We start from the raw sequence: 22377 nt of genomic DNA on the forward strand, positions 1-22377 counted from the left end.
TGGATTGTCATGTACTTTCTGCTATTCTTTTTCGTGCTTTTGAATGAGTTTAACGCATTGCTCGACGACTTGGTCTTTCATAATAAAGCTGTAATCATCCTCAAATCGCTGTTGCAATATATCTCCTTTAACAACAACAGGACCATTGGTTTCGTGGTAACTAGTCGTTTCTTCAACCCTAGCGACCTTTCCCCAAAAGACAGCCTTCACATAAGACCTCATTGGGTCGGTAAATTTATACTCAGCAATAAATTTTAGCTCACCTAGGATTGCACCTGTCTCTTCATAAGTTTCTCGGTGGGCTGCCTCCTCAAGAGTTTCCCCTGATTCCATTTTTCCACCCGGAAATTCAAGTCCTCTTTTTTTATGGTTCGTCAATAGCCACTCTTCCCCATACTGGCAAATGACTAACACATGTTTTGCTTCCTCTTCGAAAGCATTTGGTAAAAAAGACAATTCTACTGGATTCCCATTTTCATCTAAAAATCGCATCATCTAATTTCCGCCTCAACTATTTTATACTTAATTATAATAAAAAAAAGAAAAATCCTAAAGTTAGGATTTTTCTTACAGGTGAAAATTTTATTTTGGTAGTATATTCATACTTTCAATATGATTTTTTGCTTCCGCGTCACCAAGTTTATGCAACATCCCATATACTTGCTGAATCGTACTGTCATATGCATCGTTTTCACGGTCATAATGATACTCAACATAAGGCACATGGGCTCTAATGAAGTTTTTCCACTCGGTGGAATAGTTTTGGTCAAAAAGCTCGCGCAGCTGAGTTATTTCTTCATTATCTGCCTGTATTTTATAGCTCCAGGTTGAACTTGTTGCACTTTGAGATATTTCACCGCTTCCAACATCTATATAATAGGTCTTCTTTTGCTGATCCATTATGTCATCCCCTTTTACTCATTAGTAATTTGCAAATAGAAAAAATTTATTCTTTGTCAAATTTCGATTATTTTTTTAGAAATGAATACGCTATAATAAACATACAATCAAAGAAACAGATTTTTCTGTTAATTTACAAACGGTTAAGGTAGAATTATTTTATACTTATAAGGGAAAAGAATAACTAGGAGGTGTATCGAAATGAAATTAGTTGATGAGTTGTACGAAATGTACCGAAACAAGCTAACCGGTGATGAAGAGGATATCGACATGCTAGCATTTGCCTTTTTAGAAGAGATGTCACATGAGGATCTACTTGCTTTAATCCAAGAAATGGATAAGCAGGAATTATACAATTTAATGGGTATTTATTTAATTGAAAGTTTGAAAGGTAAATTTGCCCAAGAAGAGTACGGACAACATCGTACAAATACTTATCATCCTCGAAATATTCATTGATTGTACATAAAAACATAAGGAAGGAAGCTCAAACACGGGCTTCCCTTTTTCTTTTCTCAAAAAAGCATCCATTTATGCTACAATAAAGAAAAAAGGAGGCATTCACACGAATGTATGTAGTAGCTGTTATTTGTATTATTATTGTTATCATTGTCCTGCTTCTAGCCGTGGGCACCACTTCTAAAGCCTACACATATAAACATACTGTGGACCCAATAGAAAATAATCCATATCTTGACCAAGAGAAGGACCAAGAACATAATCAGGATCAAAATAAAGCTTAAAAAAATTCCTATTCAAGTAGAATAGGAATTTTTATTATTTGTCTAGCTTCAGCTTTTCTAATTAAGCAAATACCTGTTTAAGGTCTTCCTTACTTTGTTCAAGCCAGAAACGCATTAAACGTTTAGCGCCTTCCAAATCATGCAGTTTTGCTTGGCCGCATTGTCGTTCATTTGCAGCAGGAATTTCGACGATTTCAACTGCAGCCTTCATTGTATCCTCAAGAAGATCAATGATTTCCTCCACAGTCGGGTCGCCGCTGACAACAAGGTAATAGCCGGTTTGGCAGCCCATTGGTGAAATATCGATAATATCAAAGTGATCATACTTCTCGGAGTGCTCACGAAGATTAAAGGCAAGCAAGTGTTCTAGTGTATGAATGACATCAGGTTTCATCGCCTGTTTATTGGGCTGGCAAAAGCGAATATCATATTTATTAACAACACCATCACTTCCAACTTTGTGGACCCCGCAATGTCTCACATAAGGGGCTTTAACAGCGTTATGATCTAAATCAAAGCTTTCAACTGAAGGCATCGATATCACTCCTTTTTTTATCTACCATTTATCATACAATAAATTCCGAGTTTTTTCATCCACTTACATACAATTAACAATTTAGACGATATTATTTATTTATGGTATCTTGTAGTTAATTGTAGTTAAGGAGAGATTGACATGTTAAAAAAAGCCTTCCTAGCGATTATACGTTTTTATCAAATTGTTATCTCACCTATAAAACCGCCGACCTGCCGTTTTTATCCTACTTGTTCCCATTATGGTCTGGAAGCGATTGGGCGGTTTGGTGCTTTAAAAGGCGGCTGGCTCACCATCAAAAGGATATCAAAATGTCATCCCTTTCATCCTGGTGGCTTGGATCCTGTTCCTGAAAAAGAAAAGCTTTAATTCTTATTGCCATCAACAATTAAATCAAGCTTTCCTGTCTTTGGGTCGATGACCAATCCATGAACAGGAACACCTTTTGGCATTAATGGATGATTTTTTATGATACCTACACTGTGCTCAACACTCTCGGTCACATTATCAAATCCATGAAGCCATTTTTTAATGTTTATTCCAGAATATGTAAGCGTGTCAATCGTTTCTTCTGATACTCCACGTTCCATCATATTCTCGATCACTGGTTCTGCTTTTAGACCGCTCATGCCGCAATCATAATGGGCAATGACTAAAACCTCTTGAGCCTTCAATTGATATACAGCAATCAGTATACTTCTCATCACACTTCCAAAAGGGTGTGACACTAGACCCCCTGCGTCTTTTATGATCTTTGCATCACCATTTCCCAAATTCAATGCTTTCGGCAATAATTCCAATAATCTGGTATCCATACATGTAAGAATCACCATGCGTTTATTAGGGAATTTAGTTGTTTCATACTTTTCATATTCGTGGTTCTCCACAAATTTTTTATTATAGTCTAACAGCTCATTCAATAATGTAGGGTTACTCATGATAACCATCCTTTCTATTGTTTCTTTCTAAGCATACCTAATTTTTAATGATGAAACCAAATTTTTATACTTGCTTTTGCGGAATTTTTTTTGTAAGATACAAATGGAAATCGGAATCGTTCCGTATTATACATTCGTAATCATTCAGAATTCAAAAAAAATTTCGATAATAAATCGTAATTAATCCGATTTAATTATATATTAAAGGAGTCTTTATGAAAAAAATCATCCTTTTCCTTTCTTTTCTGTTACCATTAAGTCTTCTTTTGTCCGCGTGTTCAAATGGTAAAGACCATGTACAAAAAAGGAAGGACCAGTTAACTATTTATACAACAGTATTCCCACTTCAATATTTTACTGCACAAATTGGTGGAAAATATGTAAATGTAAAAACGATCTATCCACCTGGGGCAGATGAACACACATTTGAACCATCCCAAAAGGATATGATGAATTTAGCCGATTCCGACTTATTTTTCTACATTGGACTTGGACTTGAAGGATTTGTGGAAAAAGCAAAGGGAACATTGAAAAATGAACATGTCACATTAGTCCCAACGGCTGAGGAACTAAAACTCCCAAAAAGCGACGATTCACATGAAGAAGAACATGACCATAGCAATTCGGATGTCAACCCACATGTATGGCTTGACCCCATTTATTCAAAGGAAATGGCTGCTGTCATCCGTGATTCATTAATTAAACAAATGCCGCAGCACAAAGAACTATTCAATGAGAATTTTAAACAACTTGCCCAAAAGTTAGATGAACTAAATACTAAATATAAGCAGACAATTACACATGCGAAGCATAAAAAGATTATCGTTACACATGCGGCGTTCAGTTATTGGGAAAAACGTTATGGGATTGAACAAATCAGTATATCTGGTCTTTCGACTGCTAATGAGCCAACCCAAAAGGAATTAGAAAAAATTATTTCTGTAGCTGAACATGATGGTATACACTATATGCTTTTCGAACAAAATGTCCAATCAAAACTCGGAAAAATTGTTCAAAAAGAAATTGGGGCAAAGGCATTACACATTCATAATCTTGCTGTTTTGTCTACCGACAACATCAAAAACAAAGAAACCTATTTTTCATTAATGAATAAAAATCTTGAATCATTAGAGATAGCGTTAAATAACTAAATTTGAAGATGAAATGAACCAGGCCGCTTTTGACCTGGTTCATTTTTATATATTCTCTTTTAAATTTGGATGTTGATTTCCGCTTCAGACGCTTCGCTCCAATCAACATTGTTCCAAAATTAACTATGAGCTTTATAAAAACATTTTTATAAAACAATTGTTTCTTTCCACAGTAAGGTTTCTTGTAATCTTTTTTCGTTTATTTCAAATCCAATCCCAGGACCGGATGGGACTTTGACAAAACCGTTTTTAACGTTTACTTCTGGGGTAATAATATCTTCCTCCCAAAAACGATTAGAAGCAGAGATATCTCCTGGGATCGAAAATCCTGGTAATGAGGCGAGTGCAATATTATGGGCCCTAGAAACCCCAAACTCGATCATACCCCCACACCAAACCGGTATGCCCTTTTCGAAGCAATAGTCATGAATTCGTTTCGCTTCATACAAGCCCCCTACCCTGCCCACTTTAATATTTATTACCTGACAACTTCCGAACTCGATGGCTTTTCGAGCATCATCATAGCTGACAATGCTTTCGTCCAAACAAATAGGTGTTTTAATTTCTTTTTGAAGCAAGGCATGTTCAAGAATATCATCATATCCCAGCGGCTGCTCGATCATCAGCAACTTAAAGTCATCAAGAGCTTTTATTCGTTCTATATCCTTAATCGTATAGGCAGAATTCGCATCTGCCATGATTGGCAGTTCAGGATAAAAACGGCGAATTTCAGAAAGAAAAGCATAATCCTGCTGTGGATTTATTTTAACTTTAATCCTTTGATAACCGTCCTCTAGATATTGCTCAATTTGCTGGAGTGCATTTTTAGTGGAATCTGTGGCCACTACAACCCCTGACGCAATCAAAGATCGTGTTCCCCCAAGCAGTTTTGATAGTGGCAGCGAATGACTCTTCGCAAATAAATCCCATACAGCTGTTTCTAAGGCAGCCTTAGCCATATTGTTCCTTCTTACCGAGCTAAACAGCTGAGAGACCTCCTCAGGATGGTTTAAAGGTGCTTTTTGAAGGAGTGGAATCAAAACATCAGTTAACATATGTAAACTTGTTTTAACCGTTTCTTCTGTGTACCAAGGAGTAGAAAAGGCAACGCCCTCTCCAAACCCTGATACACCATCGGAATTGGTTATCTTAATGATTATTCCCTCACGGTTCTTCACGGCTCCTAAATGGGTCAGAAACGGGTCATTTAAGGGCATTTGAATGACATTTAACTCTACTGCTGCTATCTTCATTACCGGATCTCCTCTTTCACCCACTCTCGGAGCTCTCGGCGGAGTATTTTTTTCGATGCGTTTCTAGGTAGTTCCTTAGTAAAATAAAATGCTTTAGGGACTTTATATTTGGCTAAACGCTCTTTACAAAATTGCTCAAGTGCTCCAACCGAAGGATTTGTTCCTTCTCTTTTTACAATATAAGCAATCGGCACTTGTCCCCACTCAGTATCCTCTAAACTTGTCACACCAGCCTCTGAAACATCCGGATGGGCTAACAAAACTGCCTCAATTTCTGCAGGGTAAATATTCTCTCCCCCTGAAATAATTAAGTCAGAACGCCGATCGAGTACATATAAGAAGCCATCTTCATCTAAGTAGCCCACATCTCCCGTGTGGAACCAGCCATTAATAAACTTTTCTTCTGTTACTTCAGGTAGGAATAAATACCCTGGGGTAACATTGGGTCCTTTTATGACAATTTCACCTGGCATACCTGAGGGAGCCAGACCACCATCTTCTGCAACTATTTGAAGCTGCGAGGTGAACAACGGCTTTCCTGCCGAGCCTAGCTTCGTCAGACTATATTCTGGAGCGAGCGTCACGATTTGCGAGGAGGATTCGGTCATTCCATAGGTTTGGAATACAGGAATTTCTTTTTCTATACACGCTTGGAGTAATGGTAATGGTGCAGGTCCTCCTCCAAGAAGCATACAGCGAAAATGATTAGGCAGGCGCCTCTCTCGAAGAGCATCAACTATTCGTCTCAGGGAAGTACCAACCACTGACATGATGGTCACTTTTTTATCATGAATATCATAAATAGTTTCTTCAACATCAAAATGGTCGTGGAGAACGATCGGCATTCCATATATGACACTGCGCATTAAAATTGAAAAGCCGCTAATATGAAAAAGCGGAACGTTACAAAGCCAGGAATCCCCTTCAATAAATCCTAAATTTAAGGCTGAACCAACGGAACTCCACCAGTGATTTCCATAGGTTTGGATTACTCCCTTGGGATTTCCTGTGGTTCCGGACGTATACATGATCGTACAAATTTCTGATAAGCTGATTTCTTCCTGAATATTGGGCGCGTTCTGACTGCCGAAAACTATCTCGGCCTTTGTCAGCGTACAAATTGATGGAATTTGATTATTTATGAAGGTTTTTGTTTCAGAAAAAGTATCTTCAATAATTAAAGAGACGGCCTTTGCATCAATTAGCTGCCATACTAGTTCCGACGGAGAAAGGCGGTTGTTCAAAATTACAGCCCTAACTCCTAACAGTTGAAGGGCAAATAATATTACAACTGTATCTAGGTTGCTATTTAATAACACACCAACATATTGGTTTTTATGCATTCCTAACCCTTGTAACTGTCCTGCCACTTGATAAGAACGTTGGTAGAGTTCGCCGAAGGTTATGGTTTGTTCCTGAAAATAAACAGCTATTCGTTCAGGGGTTAGAAACGCTCTTTTCTTCAAAAAATTAGGCATCATTTCGCTTTGCATAATTGTCACCTTCCTAATCTGTCTTGCTTTTTCCCCGCTTTTCTATTAAAAACAGCCTGATGGAAACCATCAAGCTGCTGGTAAAACTATCAAGGAAAACGAGGGAATTTACCAAAATCAGGCTTACGCTTTTCTTTAAATGAATCACGGCCTTCTTTGGCTTCATCGGTTGTATAGTAAAGCAGGGTTGCGTCGCCAGCAAATTGTTGAAGACCAGCTAATCCGTCTGTATCAGCATTCATGGCTGCTTTCAAGAAACGAAGGGCAGTTGGACTTTTCTCAAGTATTTCACTACACCATTGAATCGTTTCTTCTTCTACTCTTTCAAGCGGAACAACCGTATTCACTAAGCCCATATCAAGTGCCTCCTGGGCATTGTATTGACGACATAGGAACCAGATTTCCCGAGCTTTTTTATGTCCAACAATTCTAGCTAGGTAGCCTGAGCCGTATCCAGCATCAAAGCTTCCAACATTCGGTCCAGTTTGTCCGAAAATAGCATTATCAGCTGCAATCGTTAAGTCACACACAATGTGCAGCACATGACCACCACCGATGGCATATCCTTTTACCATTGCGATAACAGGTTTTGGAATAACACGAATGAGGCGCTGTAGGTCAAGAACATTTAGACGAGGAATTTGATCCTCTCCAACATATCCCCCATGACCACGAACTTTTTGGTCACCACCTGAACAAAATGCCTTATCTCCTGCTCCAGTTAAAATAATAACTCCTACACTAGAATCATCTCGTGCGAAGGCAAAAGCATCAATTAATTCCGAAACAGTTCTCGGTGTAAATGCATTATGTACATGTGGACGATTAATGGTAATTTTCGCAATACCATTATATGTTTCATATAGAATTTCCTCATATTTGCGTCCTGCAATCCATTCTACTGTCAAAATGATATCCTCCCTTATTTATTCTTTTGACAAAAAGTCACTTACTATTGTACCAAACTTTTCTGGTTCTTCCACATGAATTGCATGCCCACTACCTTCAATAACCACCCAAAAGCCATTTTTTAGCTCTTTCATCATTTTATCCGCTATATCACAAAACTTTTTATCTTCTTCACCCGTTAAGAGCAGAACCTCGCAAGTTAGTTCGTTTAATTTCCCCCACCAGTTAGGCTGAGATCCGGTTCCCATCCCACGCAGGCTGTTCGCGAGCCCAGTAGGCGAATTGTTTAAACGCTGTTCCTTTATGACCTGCTTTTGTGCTGAAGGCAGTTGTTTCATCGTTTGAAAAAGGGGGATCCCTTCCCAATAATCTACAAACGCGCTTATCCCCTGTTCTTTAATAAATTTAGCAAGTTCCGCATCTTTCATACGGCGAAGTTGACTTTCATTTTCTGTTTCCAGACCTGGTGAGGCACTTTCAAGTATTAATTTACGGACCCGCTCAGGAAAAAGCAGGGCAAAAGTAAGGGCAAGTCTTCCACCCATTGAGTAACCAAGTAGATCTACTTGCTTAACATCTAAATGTTCAAGGATCGTATTTAAATCCTTCGCAACTGACTCTATTTGATATCGACTAAGTACATCGGGTGATTCTGTTTTTCCATGTCCAATGATGTCAGGATTAATTAGTTTCATTTGCTTCCCCCAAGCATCATAGAAAGGAGTCCATGTCGTGCTGTCCCCGGTAAATCCATGTAAAAGAACAAGCGGGATAGATCCTTCCCCGTAATCTTCGACATGATATTGAATCCCATCGCTAACAATCTTCATTTACTGTTCACCTTTGACAAAGTTCGATATTTCCCGGGAAACAAAGCTCCAAAATCCGCGGTGCTCGTCACGGTTAACGTCTCTGTTTGTTCTAAGCTCATATACTTTTAACCCTGTTTGATCCGTAGCCTTCATCATTTCTGACCCTAAATGGTCCCAATCTTCAATCCTCGTAAATTTACCCTTAAACATTTTAACCGCATGCTCAAATTCAAGATCTAGTGGAGTACCAAACAGCAGTTCGAAATTCTTAGGATGCTCCGATTGAGGAAGGAAGGAAAAAATTCCGCCTCCATTATTGTTAACCAGAAGAATATTAATATCTATATTGTACAACTTTGCTGCAATCAGACCATTTAAGTCGTGGAAAAATGTTAAATCGCCAAGGACAAGGTATAAGGATTTTGAGTATAAAGCTGCACCTAGAGCGGTCGAAACCGTACCATCGATCCCATTGGCTCCCCTGTTCGCCATTATTTTGATTGCTTTATTATTGTTAATAAAAAAACTATCCAAGTCGCGAATTGGCATACTATTGCCAACAAAAAGGGTAGCACCCTCTGGCACCATATCGGCTAATTGATAAAATAGTTTGCCTTCACTTAATTCTGTTATATCACTTAGAGCATTCATATTTTCTTTGGTTAGCCCGTTTACCCTTTTCCATTTCGTTAAAAATTGGGATGAGGGATTCTCATTCGTATATGACAATAGCTTCTTGCAGAATACCGATTCATCACAAAAGATCATACTGGTTGACAAGGATGAAGGATCACGCCAGCCTCCGCCGCCATCAATCACAAATTGTTCTGCATCTCCATTTTCTTTTAAGAAGATCGTTAATGCTTTTGATATTGGCATCGCACCTAATCGAATAACAACTTCTGGTTTAAGGAAGGTTTTTGCATCTTCATTCCTTAGGAAGGTATCATAAGTTTCAATGATATTTTTAAGGCTATGCTGCCCACTTCTTAATTGTGATAAGGGGTCTGCAATGATTGGAAAATTTAATTTCTCAGCTAATTGCGTAACCGCTCTAGGAAATTCAGAACCTCCCATGTTTCCACAAATAATAACACCTTTATTTGTCTTATTAAGCCTTTCAGCTATTTCCTGAAAATGTTCATCTGAAAGGGTTAAGTCCCCGTTTTGAACTTTTATATACCCATTTGGTCGTTCATTAAGCTGGAAGAGGTCATCATCCATCTTTGGAATTAGCGGCTCTCTGAAAGGAAAATTCAAATGTACAGGACCAGAAGGGGCACTTGTGGCAATCGCAACTGCCCGGGCACAAACGGTCCTGGCATAGCGAATGATTTCATCACTTTTTTCAGGCAATGCCATTTCGGAGAACCATTTCACATGCTTCCCATATAAATGAATTTGGTCGATTGCCTGTGGGGCACCAACCTCTCGCAGTTCATGCGGTCGATCCGCTGTAAGTACTATCAATGGTACCCGAGCATAACGCGCTTCAACAATCGCAGGAAAATAGTTTGCTGCGGCTGTACCTGAAGTACAAAGTATGGCAACTGGCTTATTTAACGACTTTGCAATTCCCAACGCAAAGAAAGCCGCTGACCGTTCATCTACATGGATATGGACTTTCAGGTCAGGATGTTCTGCCATGATCATCGCCATTGGAGTTGACCTTGAACCAGGGCTAACAACTACATTCGTAACTCCCGAAAAAATAAGTTCAGAAACTACGGCGGCTATATAGGCTGTTAATGATTCTTGTTGATTCATATTAATTTCCTCCAAGGGCTCGGAGCATTGGTTTAAATTTCAAGCTCGTCTCCAAATATTCAATTTCTGAGTCAGAATCTGCTACTACTCCACAACCTGCAAACAACGATACTTCATCCCCCTGGATCAATCCAGATCGAATCGAAACAGCAAATTCGCCATTTTTTCTGTAGTCCACCCACCCTAAAGGGGCAGCATAGAATCCACGGTCCAGTTCCTCTACTTGTCTAATCTTTACAACTGCTTCATCCTTTGGCAGTCCGCCGAGTGCTGGTGTTGGGTGAAGTCTTTCGACTAATAACAACAAGGAAGCATCATTATGGCATTTTCCGATAACAGGGGTATATAGGTGCTGAATATCCCGTATCTTCATCAACTGCGGCTTGTCGGGCAGGATAATTTCTTCACATGATTCTTCAAGTGCTTCCTTAATCATTTCTACCACGAAACCATGCTCAATCAGATTTTTTTGATCATTTAATAACATTTGACCTAATTTAAGGTCTTCTTGTTCGGTTTTCCCCCGTGAAATAGAACCGGCAAGGCAGGTAGAATAAACCTCATTGCCATGTTTTTTCACTAGTCTTTCTGGAGATGCCCCAATAAAACAATCACCATTCGATTCAAATGCAAAAATAAAGCTTTCATGCTGCTGCATATATAAATTATTCAATACATCCTCTGCCTCTACCTGATCGTCAAATATAAGCCGTAATTCTCGGGCAAGAACGACCTTTTTAAGCGGGCCTTCTGTTAATTCCTTCACAACTCCATCAACAGTTTTTTTCCACTTCTCTGGTTCAATCTCTCGCGTTTCTAGAAGTGACGCTGTACTCATCCGTTCATTCTGATGGAGCGAATTTAATAGCTGATTTCTCTCATTGCTTACTTTCTTAAATATATAAGGATCCTCATGGGGAGTACAAACTGTATTCGTGGTTAAATACGTTTGACCTCGAATGATACTTAATAAAAATTTGGGTATGTGGAACAATGAATCAGCGTACTTGGACCAGAGGTCTGTTTTATCCTTGTAGGGGTCAAAAGAGAAGCCACCGAACATGACTGGCCCTACACCAACTTCTGTATATGGATTAAAAATGAGGCAGTCCTCTAAAAATTTTTCCCATTCCTTTTCAACATGAAAAAAGCGGTCAGAAGCCTGATCCGTCTGAATTTGTTTCGAAATCCCAAGTCCAATTAGCACCGTCTCGTCCGTTGGGTCCTTCCAGAAAAATCGTTCCCCGCGATAATGTTCTTTTCCTATATTAAAAAATGATAGTGGGTTAATCGTGTCCATTTTATAAACTTCACTAATTAAAATGGGCCGGCCAAGTTCTTTTGCTCGATTAACAGCCAAAAGACCTCGTTCCATTATTTCCAATTCTTGAATGGTAACCAAACAAATCCCTCCAAAACAGCCGAAATGACTGTTATCCATTCATATTAATGCAAATTTTAACATACTACTCTCATTGTAAAGAAGTCAGTAATACTTGTCACTAGCAAACCTGCATCATTCCGTATTATATCTTAAGTTTTCATCTTACTGATAAAAAAAGCCTTCTCATTTGATTAGTTTCATTTTCCCACCAACCATCCAATAATAATCAAACAGGTATAATCTTCTAGATTTGATAAGAAAAATTAATTGACACTATTCCTTGAATTTCATACACTTAGTTTTGGGCAAAGCCCATTAAATAATCGATTCTAAACCTTTAAATAGAGAGAAAAAAACTAAAAAGGGAGAGATACTATGCAACCAAATATACAGCAAAGCTCGAATCCTGTAGTTGAATCAAACCGCGGCTTTCAAGTTTGGTGGCAAATGACCCGCCCTCATACATTAACCGCTGCATTCGTGCCAGTTCTGCTTGGTACGGCATTAGCCCTTAAGTATGGGAACATCCATTTTGGTCTATTTTTTGCCATGCTTTTAGCGAGTTTATTGATTCAAGCTGCAACCAATATGTTTAATGAATATTTCGATTTCAAACGCGGTCTGGATACTGCCCAATCCGTTGGGATTGGCGGTACGATTGTTCGTGACGGAATCAAACCCAAAACAGTCCTAAATCTTGCTTTTGGCTTTTATGGAATTGCTCTATTATTAGGGGTCTATATTTGCGCAAATAGCAGCTGGTGGTTAGCTGTTGTAGGCCTAATTTGTATGGCTGTGGGATATTTTTATACTGGAGGTCCTTTCCCGATCGCCTATACACCATTTGGTGAAATTCTTTCAGGTTTCTTTATGGGGATGCTGATTATTTTAATCGCCTTCTTTATTCAAACGGGAACAGTCAGCAGCACAAGTATTCTCGTTTCAGTTCCAAGTATGATATTGGTTGGTATGATTATGTTATCGAATAACATCCGTGATTTGGATGGCGACAAAGAAAACGGCCGTAAAACAGTTGCCATTCTATTAGGTAAGAAAGGTGCTATTTACTTATTAACAGGGATGTTCACTTTTTCATTTCTTTGGGTTTTGGGACTCATCATTATTGGTGTTTTACCAATTTGGACAGCACTTGTAATTCTTAGCGCTCCAAAGGCTATTAAAGCAACCAAAGGATTTATTGAAAATACCTTGCCGATTCAAATGGCACCAGCGATGAAAGCAACAGCACAAACCAATACGATATTTGGGTTTTTATTAGCAATCGGAATTTTCGCTGGTCATTACTTATAAAAAAAACTTCTGCCATAGACTGGCAGAAGTTTTTTTATTGTAGAGGCTTTATTCCCCATATGTCGTCTGCGTATTCCTGAATAGTACGATCACTTGAAAAATAACCAGCCTGGGCGATATTATTTAGACTCATTTTCTGCCAACGTAATCGGTCAATAAACGCTTCTCCAATGGAACGTTGTGTTTCTGCATAGGAAGCAAAATCCTTTAAGACAAAATATTGATCATTTTCCTGAAGGAGTGAATCGAATATTGGTTCAAATTCATTATAAACACCAGGGAAAAAGCCATTCACAAGCTGGTCAACGGCTTGACGAATTCGATAATCGTGGTGGTAATATTCATCGGATTGATATCCGCCATGTTGATAGTAGTGAAGAACTTCATCTGCAGTTAGTCCAAACGTGAATATATTGGAATTACCGACTAATTCACGAATTTCTATATTGGCACCATCCAAGGTTCCTACCGTCAATGCCCCATTGATCATAAACTTCATATTACCTGTTCCAGAAGCTTCCTTACTAGCCGTGGAGATTTGTTCACTGACATCTGCTGCAGGAAAGATCTTCTCCGCAAGAGAAACGCGATAATTTTCAAGAAAAATCACTTTAATTTTGTCGTTGATAAATGGGTCATTGTTGACTTTTTCAGCAACTGTATTTATTAACTTAATGATTTTCTTCGCATAATAATATCCTGGCGATGCTTTCGCTCCAAAAATAAACACCCTTGGAACAACCTTGAAGCTTGAATCTTCTTTGATCCGATTATAGAGATGCATAATATGTAAGACATTTAAAAGCTGCCGTTTGTAAGCGTGGAGCCGCTTCACTTGTACATCAAAGATTGAACCAGTATCAACGGCAGTTCCCGTCTTATCGAAAATAATCTTGGCAAGTGTTTGTTTGTTTTCATTCTTAATTTTTAATAATTGTTCTAAAAATGAAGTGTCGTTTTGAAATCTAAGTAACTGGGACAGCTCGGTAGCTTTATAGGTCCAATCAGACCCAATCGTATCTGTAATCAATGAAGATAGTTTTGGGTTCGATTTTAACAGCCAGCGGCGGTAGGCAATTCCGTTCGTTTTATTGTTAAATTTATCAGGAAACAATTGATAAAATTGATTCATCTCGCGTTTCTTTAATATTTCAGTATGCAGTTTCGCCACACCATTCACACTAAAGCTTCCGACGATGGCCAAATGAGCCATTTTTACATAATTATCGGCAAGGATGGCTAGTCCCTTAATCCGCTCCCAATCACCTGGTGTTTGCTCCCAAAGTTCATGACAAAATCGTTCATTGATTTCTTCTACAATCATAAATATTCTTGGAAGCAACGGTTGAAAAATATGTATTGGCCATTTCTCTAACGCTTCTGACAAGGTGGTATGATTAGTGTAAGAAATAGTATGTTTTGTAATGTGCCATGCCTGCTCCCAATCAAATCCTTCGTCATCAATTAGGATTCTCATTAACTCGGGAATGGCCAGGACAGGGTGTGTATCATTAATGTGAATACAGATATGTTCATGGAGTTGTTTCAAGCTGTTGTGTTGTTTCCGATAGGTCTTTAAAATAGATTGTATACTGGCGGATACCAAAAAGTATTGCTGTTTCAATCTTAAAACCTTTCCTTCATCATGGGTATCATCAGGATATAAAAACTCAGAAATCATTTCCGTTTCCCGTTTATATTTTAAAATATCCTCGTGTAAGGGAAATTGTGAAGGCTCTGCATTCCAAAGTCTTAGTGTATTGATGGTTTTTGACTGATAGCCGATGACCGGCATGTCGTGAGGTACTGCGGTGACCGTTTCAGCATGTAGGTGATGAAACACAAGTCGGCCATTTTCCATCTTCGTTTCCACCTTACCCCAAAATGGGATTTTGATGGAACTATCGGTTTTACGGATTTCCCAAACATTTCCGTTCTTAAGCCATTGTTCCGGCAATTCTACTTGATAGCCATCAACAATTTTTTGTTCAAATAAGCCATGTTTGTAACGAATGCCATGACCATGACCCGGCAGATTAAGTGAAGCAAGTGAGTCTAGAAAACAGGCAGCTAATCTTCCTAAGCCGCCGTTTCCTAAGCCTGCATCTGCCTCATATTCCTCTAATTCTCCTAGATCGATTCCTAATTCCTCTAGGCCTGCTTGCACCGTCTCTTCCACACCAAGGTTAATTAGATTTTGTCTTAGTAATTTCCCCAAAAGATATTCAATAGAGAGGTAATAAACCTGCTTTCCTTTTGTCGCCAAATGACGCTCGTTTGTAGTAATCCAAGCATTACTAACAAATTCACTAATCATTGTTCCAAGGGTTTGATAGTGATCCCTGGCTGAGCTTTCAGGAAAACTCTTCCCACATACCATCTCAATCCTTTTTAGAAAAGTTCCCTTAAACTCGACCGTATTAGAAAACATGTGTTTCACTCCTTGCAACGATCTCTGCATATAACTGGTTATAGCTATATGCTGACTGTGCCCAGCTATAATCCATTTCCATTGCTTGTTTTACAATCGATTTCCACGATTTTGAATCGTGATAAACGCCTAGTGCTCTTTTAATTGTATAGAGCATATCATGGGCATTAAAATTTGCAAAAGAAAATCCATTTCCTTTTCCGGTAAATTCGTTCCAAGATTTTATTGTATCATTTAAGCCGCCAGTTTCCCTAACGATCGGGATCGCACCATATTTCATTGCAATCAACTGTCCAAGCCCGCATGGTTCGAATTGGGATGGCATTAAAAATAAGTCTGCAGCGGCATAAAGTTTATGGGCAAGCCCTTCATTAAAACCGGTATGAACCCTTAATTTTTCAGGATAAATACGTGCGGCCTGTCTTAAATGTTCTTCGTATTCATAATCACCTGTTCCAAGGATAATGACCTGCAGATCCTCCTGCAATATTTCACGAAGGACACATTTAACTAAATCAAGTCCTTTTTGCTTTGTCAGCCTTGTAATCATGACTAATAAAGGTGTACGCGCAGATTGTGGTAATCCAAAATGTTTTTGAATCTCACTTTTGTTGATTGATTTTTTTTGATGTTTATCAGCAGTATATGTTTGATATATTAATGGGTCGGAAACAGGATTATAGAAATCTTCATCAATCCCATTTAAAATCCCAATTAAGTCTTCATTTCTTTCTCTTAAGAGACCGTCTAACTTTTCACCAAATACAGGTGTTTGAATTTCTTCTTTATAGGTTGGGCTAACTGTCGTAATTTTGTCTGCAGATACAAGAGCGCCCTTCATATAATTGATATTTCCGAAAAACTCTAAGTGACCAGTGTGAAAAGAATTGTAATCCATTCCTAACAAGTCTCCCAAGACCTCTTTTGGAAAGATCCCTTGGAATTGAAGATTATGAATCGTAAAAACAGTACGCATTAAGCCGTAACCTTTTCTTTTATAATATTCAGTTCGTAACAGAAAAGGAATCATCGCCGTGTGCCAGTCATGGCAATGTAACACATCTGGAAAAAAGTTTAGCTGGGCAAGTGTGTCTAAGACAGCCCTATTAAAATAAGCAAATCTTTCCCCATCATCAAAATAGCCATATAAATTTTCTCGTTTAAAGTAGTATTCATTATCTACGAAATAAAATGTAACTCCCTGGTGTGTGAGCTCTTCAATTCCGCAATACTGATTTCTCCAGCCAACAGAAACAGTAAATTCTTTAACCTTTTTCATCTCACTCTTAAATTCTTCTGAAATTGTTCCGTATTTAGGTAGAATAACTCTGACATCAGTTCCCAAACTCTTTAATTCTTTTGGAAGGGAACCAGCAACATCGGCAAGTCCTCCCGATTTTGCAAATGGTCCACATTCCGAAACGGCAAATAGTACTTTCACGAGTTCATCAACGCTCCTTGTTTTGTCCCTTTACGAACCACAAATGGTGACCCCGCTGTTCCAGTTAAGTGAGTTCCTGCTTCAACTTTCACATCTTTATCTAAAATAACGGAATCTAGATAACAATTATCTTCGATCTGGCACTTTTGCATAATGATACAGTTCTTAATAACTGCACCTTTTCCAATCTTTACACCTCGGGATATAATACTATTTTCTACTGAACCGCTAATTAAACATCCATTGGCAATCATTGCATTTTTCACAACAGACCCTTTAATATATTTCGTTGGCGGCTCATCCTTTACCTTAGTGAAAATCGGCTGTTCTTTAATAAAAAGTTTTTTCCAAACATCCGACTGTAGCAAATTCATACTAGTAGAAAAATAGTTTTCGATCGAATCTATCATCACGGAATATCCGTCATATTCATAGTTACAAATCGAGTAAAGATTTTCAATATCATTTACAACATCCTTCATACAGGTATACCCTGTTTCATTACGCGTTTCAATCAGCTTAATAAGTAGGGATGTTTTGATTAAGTACATCTCCATCGAAGCTCCATCCTTCTGATGGATTTCGGTAATGTCACATCTTGAATTGCTATGCCAATCTAAGATTGACCTAAAGTTCATATTAAAAACCGTATAGCAATTGGAAATAATCGAATACTCTTGCGTGCTGCGATAAAAGAAGTCTAAATTTGCTGCAAAATTCTCAAACGAACCAATTGTATTTCCATCGTAATCAACTATTGGAGATGGGAAAAAGAAAAGGCCATCCCGTTTTCGATCTAAATCCCAGTTTTTCCCTGAACCTAGATGATCCATCAGTGAACGGTACTGCATTTTTGGAAATATTGCCACACTTCGAATACCTGAATTCACCATATTCGATAGCACAAAATCAATAATACGATATCTTCCTGCAAAAGGCAGGGCAGCAAGTGCGCGATGTGTTAATAAATCTTCCAAATCTTCATGGTATGTGGTGGCATCAATGACTCCTAGTAGCTTTTTTTTCAATCCAAGTCCCTCCTGTATTATATTAAAAAGCAGGGTATAACCCGCTTAACATTTCATTAGTAACTAGAATAATCTCTTCATCGAACGAGCGGATAACTGTCCCGTCAGGCACATTCACTTCAGAAGGTACAATGGCTCTTTCAATCAAACAATTATTACCAATGATCGCATCCGGCATAATGACCGACTCTAAAATAGTGGATCCTTTTCCAACAGTAACCCCTTGAAAAAGAACAGATTTCACTACTTCCCCTTCTATTGTACATCCCTCATTAATAAGTGACTCTTTAACCACCGCACTCGGCGAAATATATTGTGGCGGCTGATTCGGGTTAACTGAATAAATCCTCCAATCGTGGTCAAACAAATCTAAGTCACATTCTTCTCTTAGCAGATCCATATTAGCTTCCCAGAGGCTTTGGACCGTACCGACGTCTTTCCAATAGCCTTTAAATGGATAAGCAAACAATTTTTTATTTTCCTCTAAAAGCATCGGAATCACATCTTTACCAAAATCATGACTCGATTCAGGAACACGGTCATCCATTTCTAAATATTCTTTAAGTATATTCCAGTTAAAAATATAAATGCCCATCGAAGCAAGATTATTTTTTGGATTCGCTGGTTTTTCGTCAAAATCGACAATCCTTAGTTCTTCGTCTGTATCCATAATCCCAAAACGACTGGCTTCATTCCAAGGAACTTCTATTAAAGAAATAGTTACGTCAGCCCTTTTTTCAATATGATATTCAAGCATGCTCTCATAGTTCATTTTGTAAATATGGTCCCCTGAAAGGATTAGCACATATTCAGGCTGGTATTGTTTAAGGTAATTAAGGTTTTGATAAATCGCACTTGCAGTGCCTGTATACCATTTTACTTCGGAAGATTCAGCATACGGTGGTAATACAGTTACCCCGCCATCCTTTCGGTCAAGATCCCATGCACTTCCAATCCCAATATAGGAATTTAATAACAATGGTTGGTATTGTGTTAATACCCCAACCGTATCGATGCCAGAATTGGCGCAATTGCTCAATGCAAAATCAATAATTCGATATTTACCTCCAAAAGGAACAGCTGGTTTCGCTAAATCCTTTGTCAGCGAATTAAGCCTACTTCCTTTCCCTCCTGCTAATAACATGGCTACGCACTTCTTCTTTGCCATTTCCTTTTCGCTCCTTCCTCTTTTTAACTGGTCTGATGATTTGAAATCCAAATGGGGGAATTGCTAGATTTAATGAAAATGGCTGGCCATGGAATGGTTCTTCTTCTGCAATAATAGTCTTTTTATTAACCAAACCAGCTCCACCGTATTCTATATGATCACTATTGAAAATTTCTCGATACTCACCGGATTTAGGAACACCAATTTTATACATTGGGTAATTGACACCAGTAAAATTGCAAATAACCACTAATGTTTCTTCAGACTTTTTTCCTTTTCTCATAAAAGAGAAAACAGATTGGTGGCTATTATTGGCATCAATCCATTCGAATCCGTCCTGTAAATGATCGAGTTCATATAGTGCCTTTGAACGTTTATAGAATTTAGTTAAAAACTTTACGTAGGCATTTAATTTTTGATGCATCTCATAGTCCATTAAGTTCCAATCGAGCTGTTCTTTATCTTTCCATTCAGAAAACTGGCCCAGTTCAAAACCCATAAATAAAAGTTTTTTTCCAGGATGAGCAAACATATACCCTAGCAAAAGTCTAAGTTGTGCAAATTTCTCCCAATAATCGCCTGGCATCTTATCGAGCAGTGATTTTTTTCCATGTACCACTTCATCGTGAGAAAATGGCAGCATAAAATTTTCTAAAAAGGCATATAAAAATGAAAACGTTACATTAGAATGAACATGTGAGCGCGAGTAAGGTGGAGTTTCCATATATTCAAGCATGTCATTCATCCAGCCCATATTCCATTTATAATCAAAGCCAAGCCCACCGTATGCAACTGGTGTTGTGACATTAGGAAATTCTGTTGAATCCTCACCAATCATTAAAAAGTGTGGTTCATACTCATGAACATGTTGGTTTAGTTTTTTCAAAAAGTTAATTCCAAATGGGTTTTCACGCTTTTCATTTGAGCCATTCGGCCAGTAAATGATATTAGCTACTGCGTCCATTCGGAAACCATCAATATGGAAATAGTCAATCCAAAACTGGGCATTTGAGATTAGAAAACTTTGTACCTCTCCTTTTCCAAGGTCAAAGTTGGCAGTTCCCCAAACAGCATTCTCTCTGTCGCTAGCTGTGCTATAGGAATAAATGTGAGTCCCATCAAAACGGTAAAGGCCATGAGCGTCCTTGCAAAAATGTCCAGGCACCCAATCAAGAATAACCCCAATACCATTTTGATGAATCAGATCAACAAATTCTCTAAATTCATCTGGTGTCCCATACCTGGATGTAACAGAAAAGTAACCTGTTCCTTGATAACCCCATGAGGCATCGAGAGGGTGTTCGACTAGAGGTAATAACTCTATATGTGTAAATCCGTGCTCAATTACATATGGAATAAGTTCCAATGCCAATTCTTTATAACTTAGATATTCGCCGTCTTCCTTCTTTTTCCATGAACCCAAATGCAATTCATAAATTACCACTGGCTCAGAAAGGAGGTTCTTTTTTCCTCTTCGATTCATCCAATGATTGTCTTGCCACTCATAATTGTTTAACGAATAAACAATAGAAGCTGTATTCGGTCTTATTTCAGAATAAAAAGCAAATGGATCTGATTTTAGCAGCCTCTCACCAGAATGTGTAATAATTTCATACTTATAAAGCTTCCCTGTTAGATCCCTATTAACAATCAGAATCCAAACTCCCTCATCATTAACCTTTTGCAATTCATACCCTTCACCATTCCAGTTATTAAAATCCCCCGCAAGCCTAATCTGCATTGCATTAGGGGCCCATACGCAAAATCGTGTATAAACCTTATCGGAATTCTTAAAGATATGAGCGCCAAAAAGCTGATGACTTTGGAAAAAATTTCCCTCGTGAAATAAATGTAACTGATACTCAGTCGGAAAAAACGTATTCACTGTCATGGCTCTCCTCATTCCCAATGAAAATATGTATTTCAAAGACCAATTATAATGGCTATTAATCAATATTCCTTATAAAACTTTTTTATCTTTTCTGACAATAGCTGAGGCTATATGCCATAAAAACCTAAGGTGTGACAAGTTTCGACACTATACACCAATTTTTCTATCAGTAATCGCCAAAAATATATAAATTTTTTTTAGTTTTTTTATGATTTTCATTCAAAAAATGTTATTTTATTTTAAAAAATGGATAGTCCAAAATTAGGAGGAATTGTTCTAAATGTAAGCGTTATCAGGGTTTTTACTAAGGAGAGGGGGGTTTCTAAAGTTATATCAATATAATTATTATTATAAAAAAGGCTTCCTCGTTTGTAGTTCTTTTTTCATAGGTCCACTAGAACTGATACTGACCTTTACAGTCTTGAATGCAAATCAACATTTTGGAGCTAAATTCAGAGAACTAGTTCAGTGTTATCCACAATAATTAATTTTATAATTTCCTATACAACAAAAAAACTGATAACATGTTGTTATCAGTTTTTTTGTATGACCCCTACGGGACTCGAACCCGTGTTACCTCCGTGAAAGGGAGGTGTCTTAACCGCTTGACCAAGGGGCCTTAATATATGGCGGAGAAGGAGGGATTTGAACCCTCGCGCCGGTCACCCGACCTACACCCTTAGCAGGGGCGCCTCTTCAGCCACTTGAGTACTTCCCCGTTTGGCTCCGCAGGTAGGACTCGAACCTACGACCGATCGGTTAACAGCCGATAGCTCTACCACTGAGCTACTGCGGAACAATTAAAGTTGCTGCTATGAAAAGATATATGGTGGGCCTAAATGGACTCGAACCATCGACCTCACGCTTATCAGGCGTGCGCTCTAACCAGCTGAGCTATAGGCCCATAAATTGGAGCGGGTGAAGAGAATCGAACTCTCATCATCAGCTTGGAAGGCTGAGGTTTTACCACTAAACTACACCCGCATATAATAGATTTATTATGGGGCGACTGATGGGAATCGAACCCACGAATGCCTGAACCACAATCAGGTGCGTTAACCACTTCGCCACAATCGCCACAATAAAAACTCTATTTAATTAAAATGGTGGCTCAGGACGGAATCGAACCGCCGACACAAGGATTTTCAGTCCTTTGCTCTACCGACTGAGCTACTGAGCCAAAAATAAGGTTGGTACCCTAATCTTATACTACTGTAAGTCC

At 38.4% G+C, this 22377-nt stretch carries 20 protein-coding genes and 7 tRNA genes; 5 read left to right on the forward strand and 22 right to left on the reverse strand.

From position 1 onward, the window contains the following. Nucleotides 1-21 precede the first annotated feature (21 nt). On the reverse strand, nt 22-495 hold the full coding sequence (ytkD, locus tag ACSU6B_RS23675) for an RNA deprotection pyrophosphohydrolase (RefSeq protein ID WP_410888735.1): 474 nt from the start codon (nt 493-495) through the stop codon (nt 22-24). Between the two features lie 87 nt (nt 496-582). Further along, complete coding sequence (locus ACSU6B_RS23680) at nt 583-900, reverse strand: hydrolase (protein ID WP_098933275.1); 318 nt, start codon at nt 898-900, stop codon at nt 583-585. Between the two features lie 201 nt (nt 901-1101). Here ACSU6B_RS23680 and ACSU6B_RS23685 point away from each other — a divergent pair, with 201 nt between their 5' ends. Together ACSU6B_RS23685 and ytzI are read left to right on the forward strand one after the other, a co-directional pair. Continuing rightward, nucleotides 1102-1359, forward strand: a complete 258-nt coding sequence (locus ACSU6B_RS23685) for a DUF6154 family protein (RefSeq protein ID WP_066258317.1) — start codon at nt 1102-1104, stop codon at nt 1357-1359. A gap of 110 nt (nt 1360-1469) precedes the next feature. Beyond that, entirely contained in the window at nt 1470-1643 is a 174-nt protein-coding gene (gene ytzI, locus ACSU6B_RS23690; RefSeq protein ID WP_214733186.1) for a YtzI protein, read from the forward strand. Between the two features lie 61 nt (nt 1644-1704). Here ytzI and ACSU6B_RS23695 read toward each other — a convergent pair whose 3' ends face one another. Continuing rightward, complete coding sequence (locus ACSU6B_RS23695) at nt 1705-2178, reverse strand: S-ribosylhomocysteine lyase (protein WP_410888738.1); 474 nt, start codon at nt 2176-2178, stop codon at nt 1705-1707. A gap of 141 nt (nt 2179-2319) precedes the next feature. On the opposite strand from ACSU6B_RS23695, the gene yidD reads away from it, so the two are divergent. After that, nucleotides 2320-2547 (forward strand): membrane protein insertion efficiency factor YidD, encoded by a 228-nt coding sequence (yidD, locus tag ACSU6B_RS23700; protein ID WP_214717689.1) that lies wholly within the window; start codon nt 2320-2322, stop codon nt 2545-2547. On the opposite strand, the gene ACSU6B_RS23705 is transcribed toward yidD, so the two are convergent. Next, the gene (locus tag ACSU6B_RS23705; protein ID WP_168245404.1) at nt 2544-3116 is read right to left on the reverse strand and encodes a beta-class carbonic anhydrase; all 573 of its coding nucleotides are present in this window, start codon (nt 3114-3116) and stop codon (nt 2544-2546) included. The genes yidD and ACSU6B_RS23705 overlap by 4 nt on opposite strands. A gap of 215 nt (nt 3117-3331) precedes the next feature. Here ACSU6B_RS23705 and ACSU6B_RS23710 point away from each other — a divergent pair, with 215 nt between their 5' ends. Further along, a complete protein-coding gene (locus ACSU6B_RS23710; RefSeq protein ID WP_410888739.1) occupies nt 3332-4267 on the forward strand; it encodes a metal ABC transporter solute-binding protein, Zn/Mn family in 936 nt (311 codons plus the stop codon). Nucleotides 4268-4413: 146 nt separating this feature from the next. On the opposite strand, the gene menC is transcribed toward ACSU6B_RS23710, so the two are convergent. The 6 genes from menC to ACSU6B_RS23740 form a co-directional block, all read right to left on the reverse strand. After that, nucleotides 4414-5520: an o-succinylbenzoate synthase gene (gene menC / locus ACSU6B_RS23715; protein WP_410888740.1), complete on the reverse strand. Its 1107-nt coding sequence runs from the start codon at nt 5518-5520 to the stop codon at nt 4414-4416. Beyond that, nucleotides 5520-7013, reverse strand: a complete 1494-nt coding sequence (locus ACSU6B_RS23720; RefSeq protein ID WP_410888742.1) for an o-succinylbenzoate--CoA ligase — start codon at nt 7011-7013, stop codon at nt 5520-5522. The genes menC and ACSU6B_RS23720 overlap by 1 nt, the downstream gene beginning before the upstream one ends. An 89-nt stretch (nt 7014-7102) precedes the next feature. Beyond that, nucleotides 7103-7921, reverse strand: coding sequence for a 1,4-dihydroxy-2-naphthoyl-CoA synthase (gene menB / locus ACSU6B_RS23725; protein ID WP_088089340.1), 819 nt, complete (start codon nt 7919-7921; stop codon nt 7103-7105). A gap of 18 nt (nt 7922-7939) precedes the next feature. Further along, on the reverse strand, nt 7940-8752 hold the full coding sequence (gene menH, locus ACSU6B_RS23730; RefSeq protein WP_410888744.1) for a 2-succinyl-6-hydroxy-2,4-cyclohexadiene-1-carboxylate synthase: 813 nt from the start codon (nt 8750-8752) through the stop codon (nt 7940-7942). Then, a complete protein-coding gene (gene menD, locus ACSU6B_RS23735; RefSeq protein ID WP_410888746.1) occupies nt 8753-10501 on the reverse strand; it encodes a 2-succinyl-5-enolpyruvyl-6-hydroxy-3-cyclohexene-1-carboxylic-acid synthase in 1749 nt (582 codons plus the stop codon). A gap of 1 nt (nt 10502) precedes the next feature. Continuing rightward, complete coding sequence (locus tag ACSU6B_RS23740; protein ID WP_410888747.1) at nt 10503-11903, reverse strand: isochorismate synthase; 1401 nt, start codon at nt 11901-11903, stop codon at nt 10503-10505. A gap of 357 nt (nt 11904-12260) precedes the next feature. On the opposite strand from ACSU6B_RS23740, the gene ACSU6B_RS23745 reads away from it, so the two are divergent. Then, nucleotides 12261-13196 carry a 1,4-dihydroxy-2-naphthoate polyprenyltransferase gene (locus tag ACSU6B_RS23745; RefSeq protein WP_215007643.1) on the forward strand — a complete coding sequence of 312 codons (936 nt, stop codon included), beginning with the start codon at nt 12261-12263 and terminating at the stop codon, nt 13194-13196. Between the two features lie 34 nt (nt 13197-13230). On the opposite strand, the gene ACSU6B_RS23750 is transcribed toward ACSU6B_RS23745, so the two are convergent. The 12 genes from ACSU6B_RS23750 to ACSU6B_RS23805 all read right to left on the reverse strand — a co-directional run bounded on the left by ACSU6B_RS23750 (nt 13231) and on the right by ACSU6B_RS23805 (nt 22335). Continuing rightward, on the reverse strand, nt 13231-15627 hold the full coding sequence (locus tag ACSU6B_RS23750) for a glycogen/starch/alpha-glucan phosphorylase (protein WP_410888749.1): 2397 nt from the start codon (nt 15625-15627) through the stop codon (nt 13231-13233). Beyond that, complete coding sequence (gene glgA / locus ACSU6B_RS23755; protein ID WP_410888751.1) at nt 15617-17068, reverse strand: glycogen synthase GlgA; 1452 nt, start codon at nt 17066-17068, stop codon at nt 15617-15619. Before glgA ends, ACSU6B_RS23750 begins: the two co-directional genes overlap by 11 nt. Beyond that, the gene (locus ACSU6B_RS23760) at nt 17065-18096 is read right to left on the reverse strand and encodes a sugar phosphate nucleotidyltransferase (RefSeq protein ID WP_410888752.1); all 1032 of its coding nucleotides are present in this window, start codon (nt 18094-18096) and stop codon (nt 17065-17067) included. The genes glgA and ACSU6B_RS23760 overlap by 4 nt, the downstream gene beginning before the upstream one ends. Nucleotides 18097-18118: 22 nt before the next feature. Further along, nucleotides 18119-19264 carry a glucose-1-phosphate adenylyltransferase gene (locus tag ACSU6B_RS23765; protein WP_168245415.1) on the reverse strand — a complete coding sequence of 382 codons (1146 nt, stop codon included), beginning with the start codon at nt 19262-19264 and terminating at the stop codon, nt 18119-18121. Then, nucleotides 19212-21155, reverse strand: a complete 1944-nt coding sequence (glgB, locus tag ACSU6B_RS23770; protein WP_410888754.1) for a 1,4-alpha-glucan branching protein GlgB — start codon at nt 21153-21155, stop codon at nt 19212-19214. The genes ACSU6B_RS23765 and glgB overlap by 53 nt, the downstream gene beginning before the upstream one ends. 547 nt (nt 21156-21702) lie before the next feature. Then, a tRNA-Glu gene (locus tag ACSU6B_RS23775) sits at nt 21703-21774 on the reverse strand. An 8-nt stretch (nt 21775-21782) separates the two neighbouring features. Beyond that, nucleotides 21783-21873: transfer RNA gene (locus ACSU6B_RS23780), tRNA-Ser, on the reverse strand. 3 nt (nt 21874-21876) lie between these two features. Next, a tRNA-Asn gene (locus ACSU6B_RS23785) sits at nt 21877-21951 on the reverse strand. A 31-nt stretch (nt 21952-21982) separates the two neighbouring features. After that, nucleotides 21983-22059: transfer RNA gene (locus tag ACSU6B_RS23790), tRNA-Ile, on the reverse strand. A 6-nt stretch (nt 22060-22065) separates the two neighbouring features. Next, nucleotides 22066-22139: transfer RNA gene (locus ACSU6B_RS23795), tRNA-Gly, on the reverse strand. A gap of 17 nt (nt 22140-22156) precedes the next feature. Beyond that, a tRNA-His gene (locus ACSU6B_RS23800) sits at nt 22157-22232 on the reverse strand. A 27-nt stretch (nt 22233-22259) separates the two neighbouring features. After that, nucleotides 22260-22335 (reverse strand) — tRNA-Phe (locus ACSU6B_RS23805). Nucleotides 22336-22377 lie beyond the last annotated feature (42 nt).

Source organism: Neobacillus sp. C211, from assembly GCF_051842875.1.
Taxonomy (GTDB): Bacteria; Bacillota; Bacilli; order Bacillales; family Cytobacillaceae; genus Neobacillus.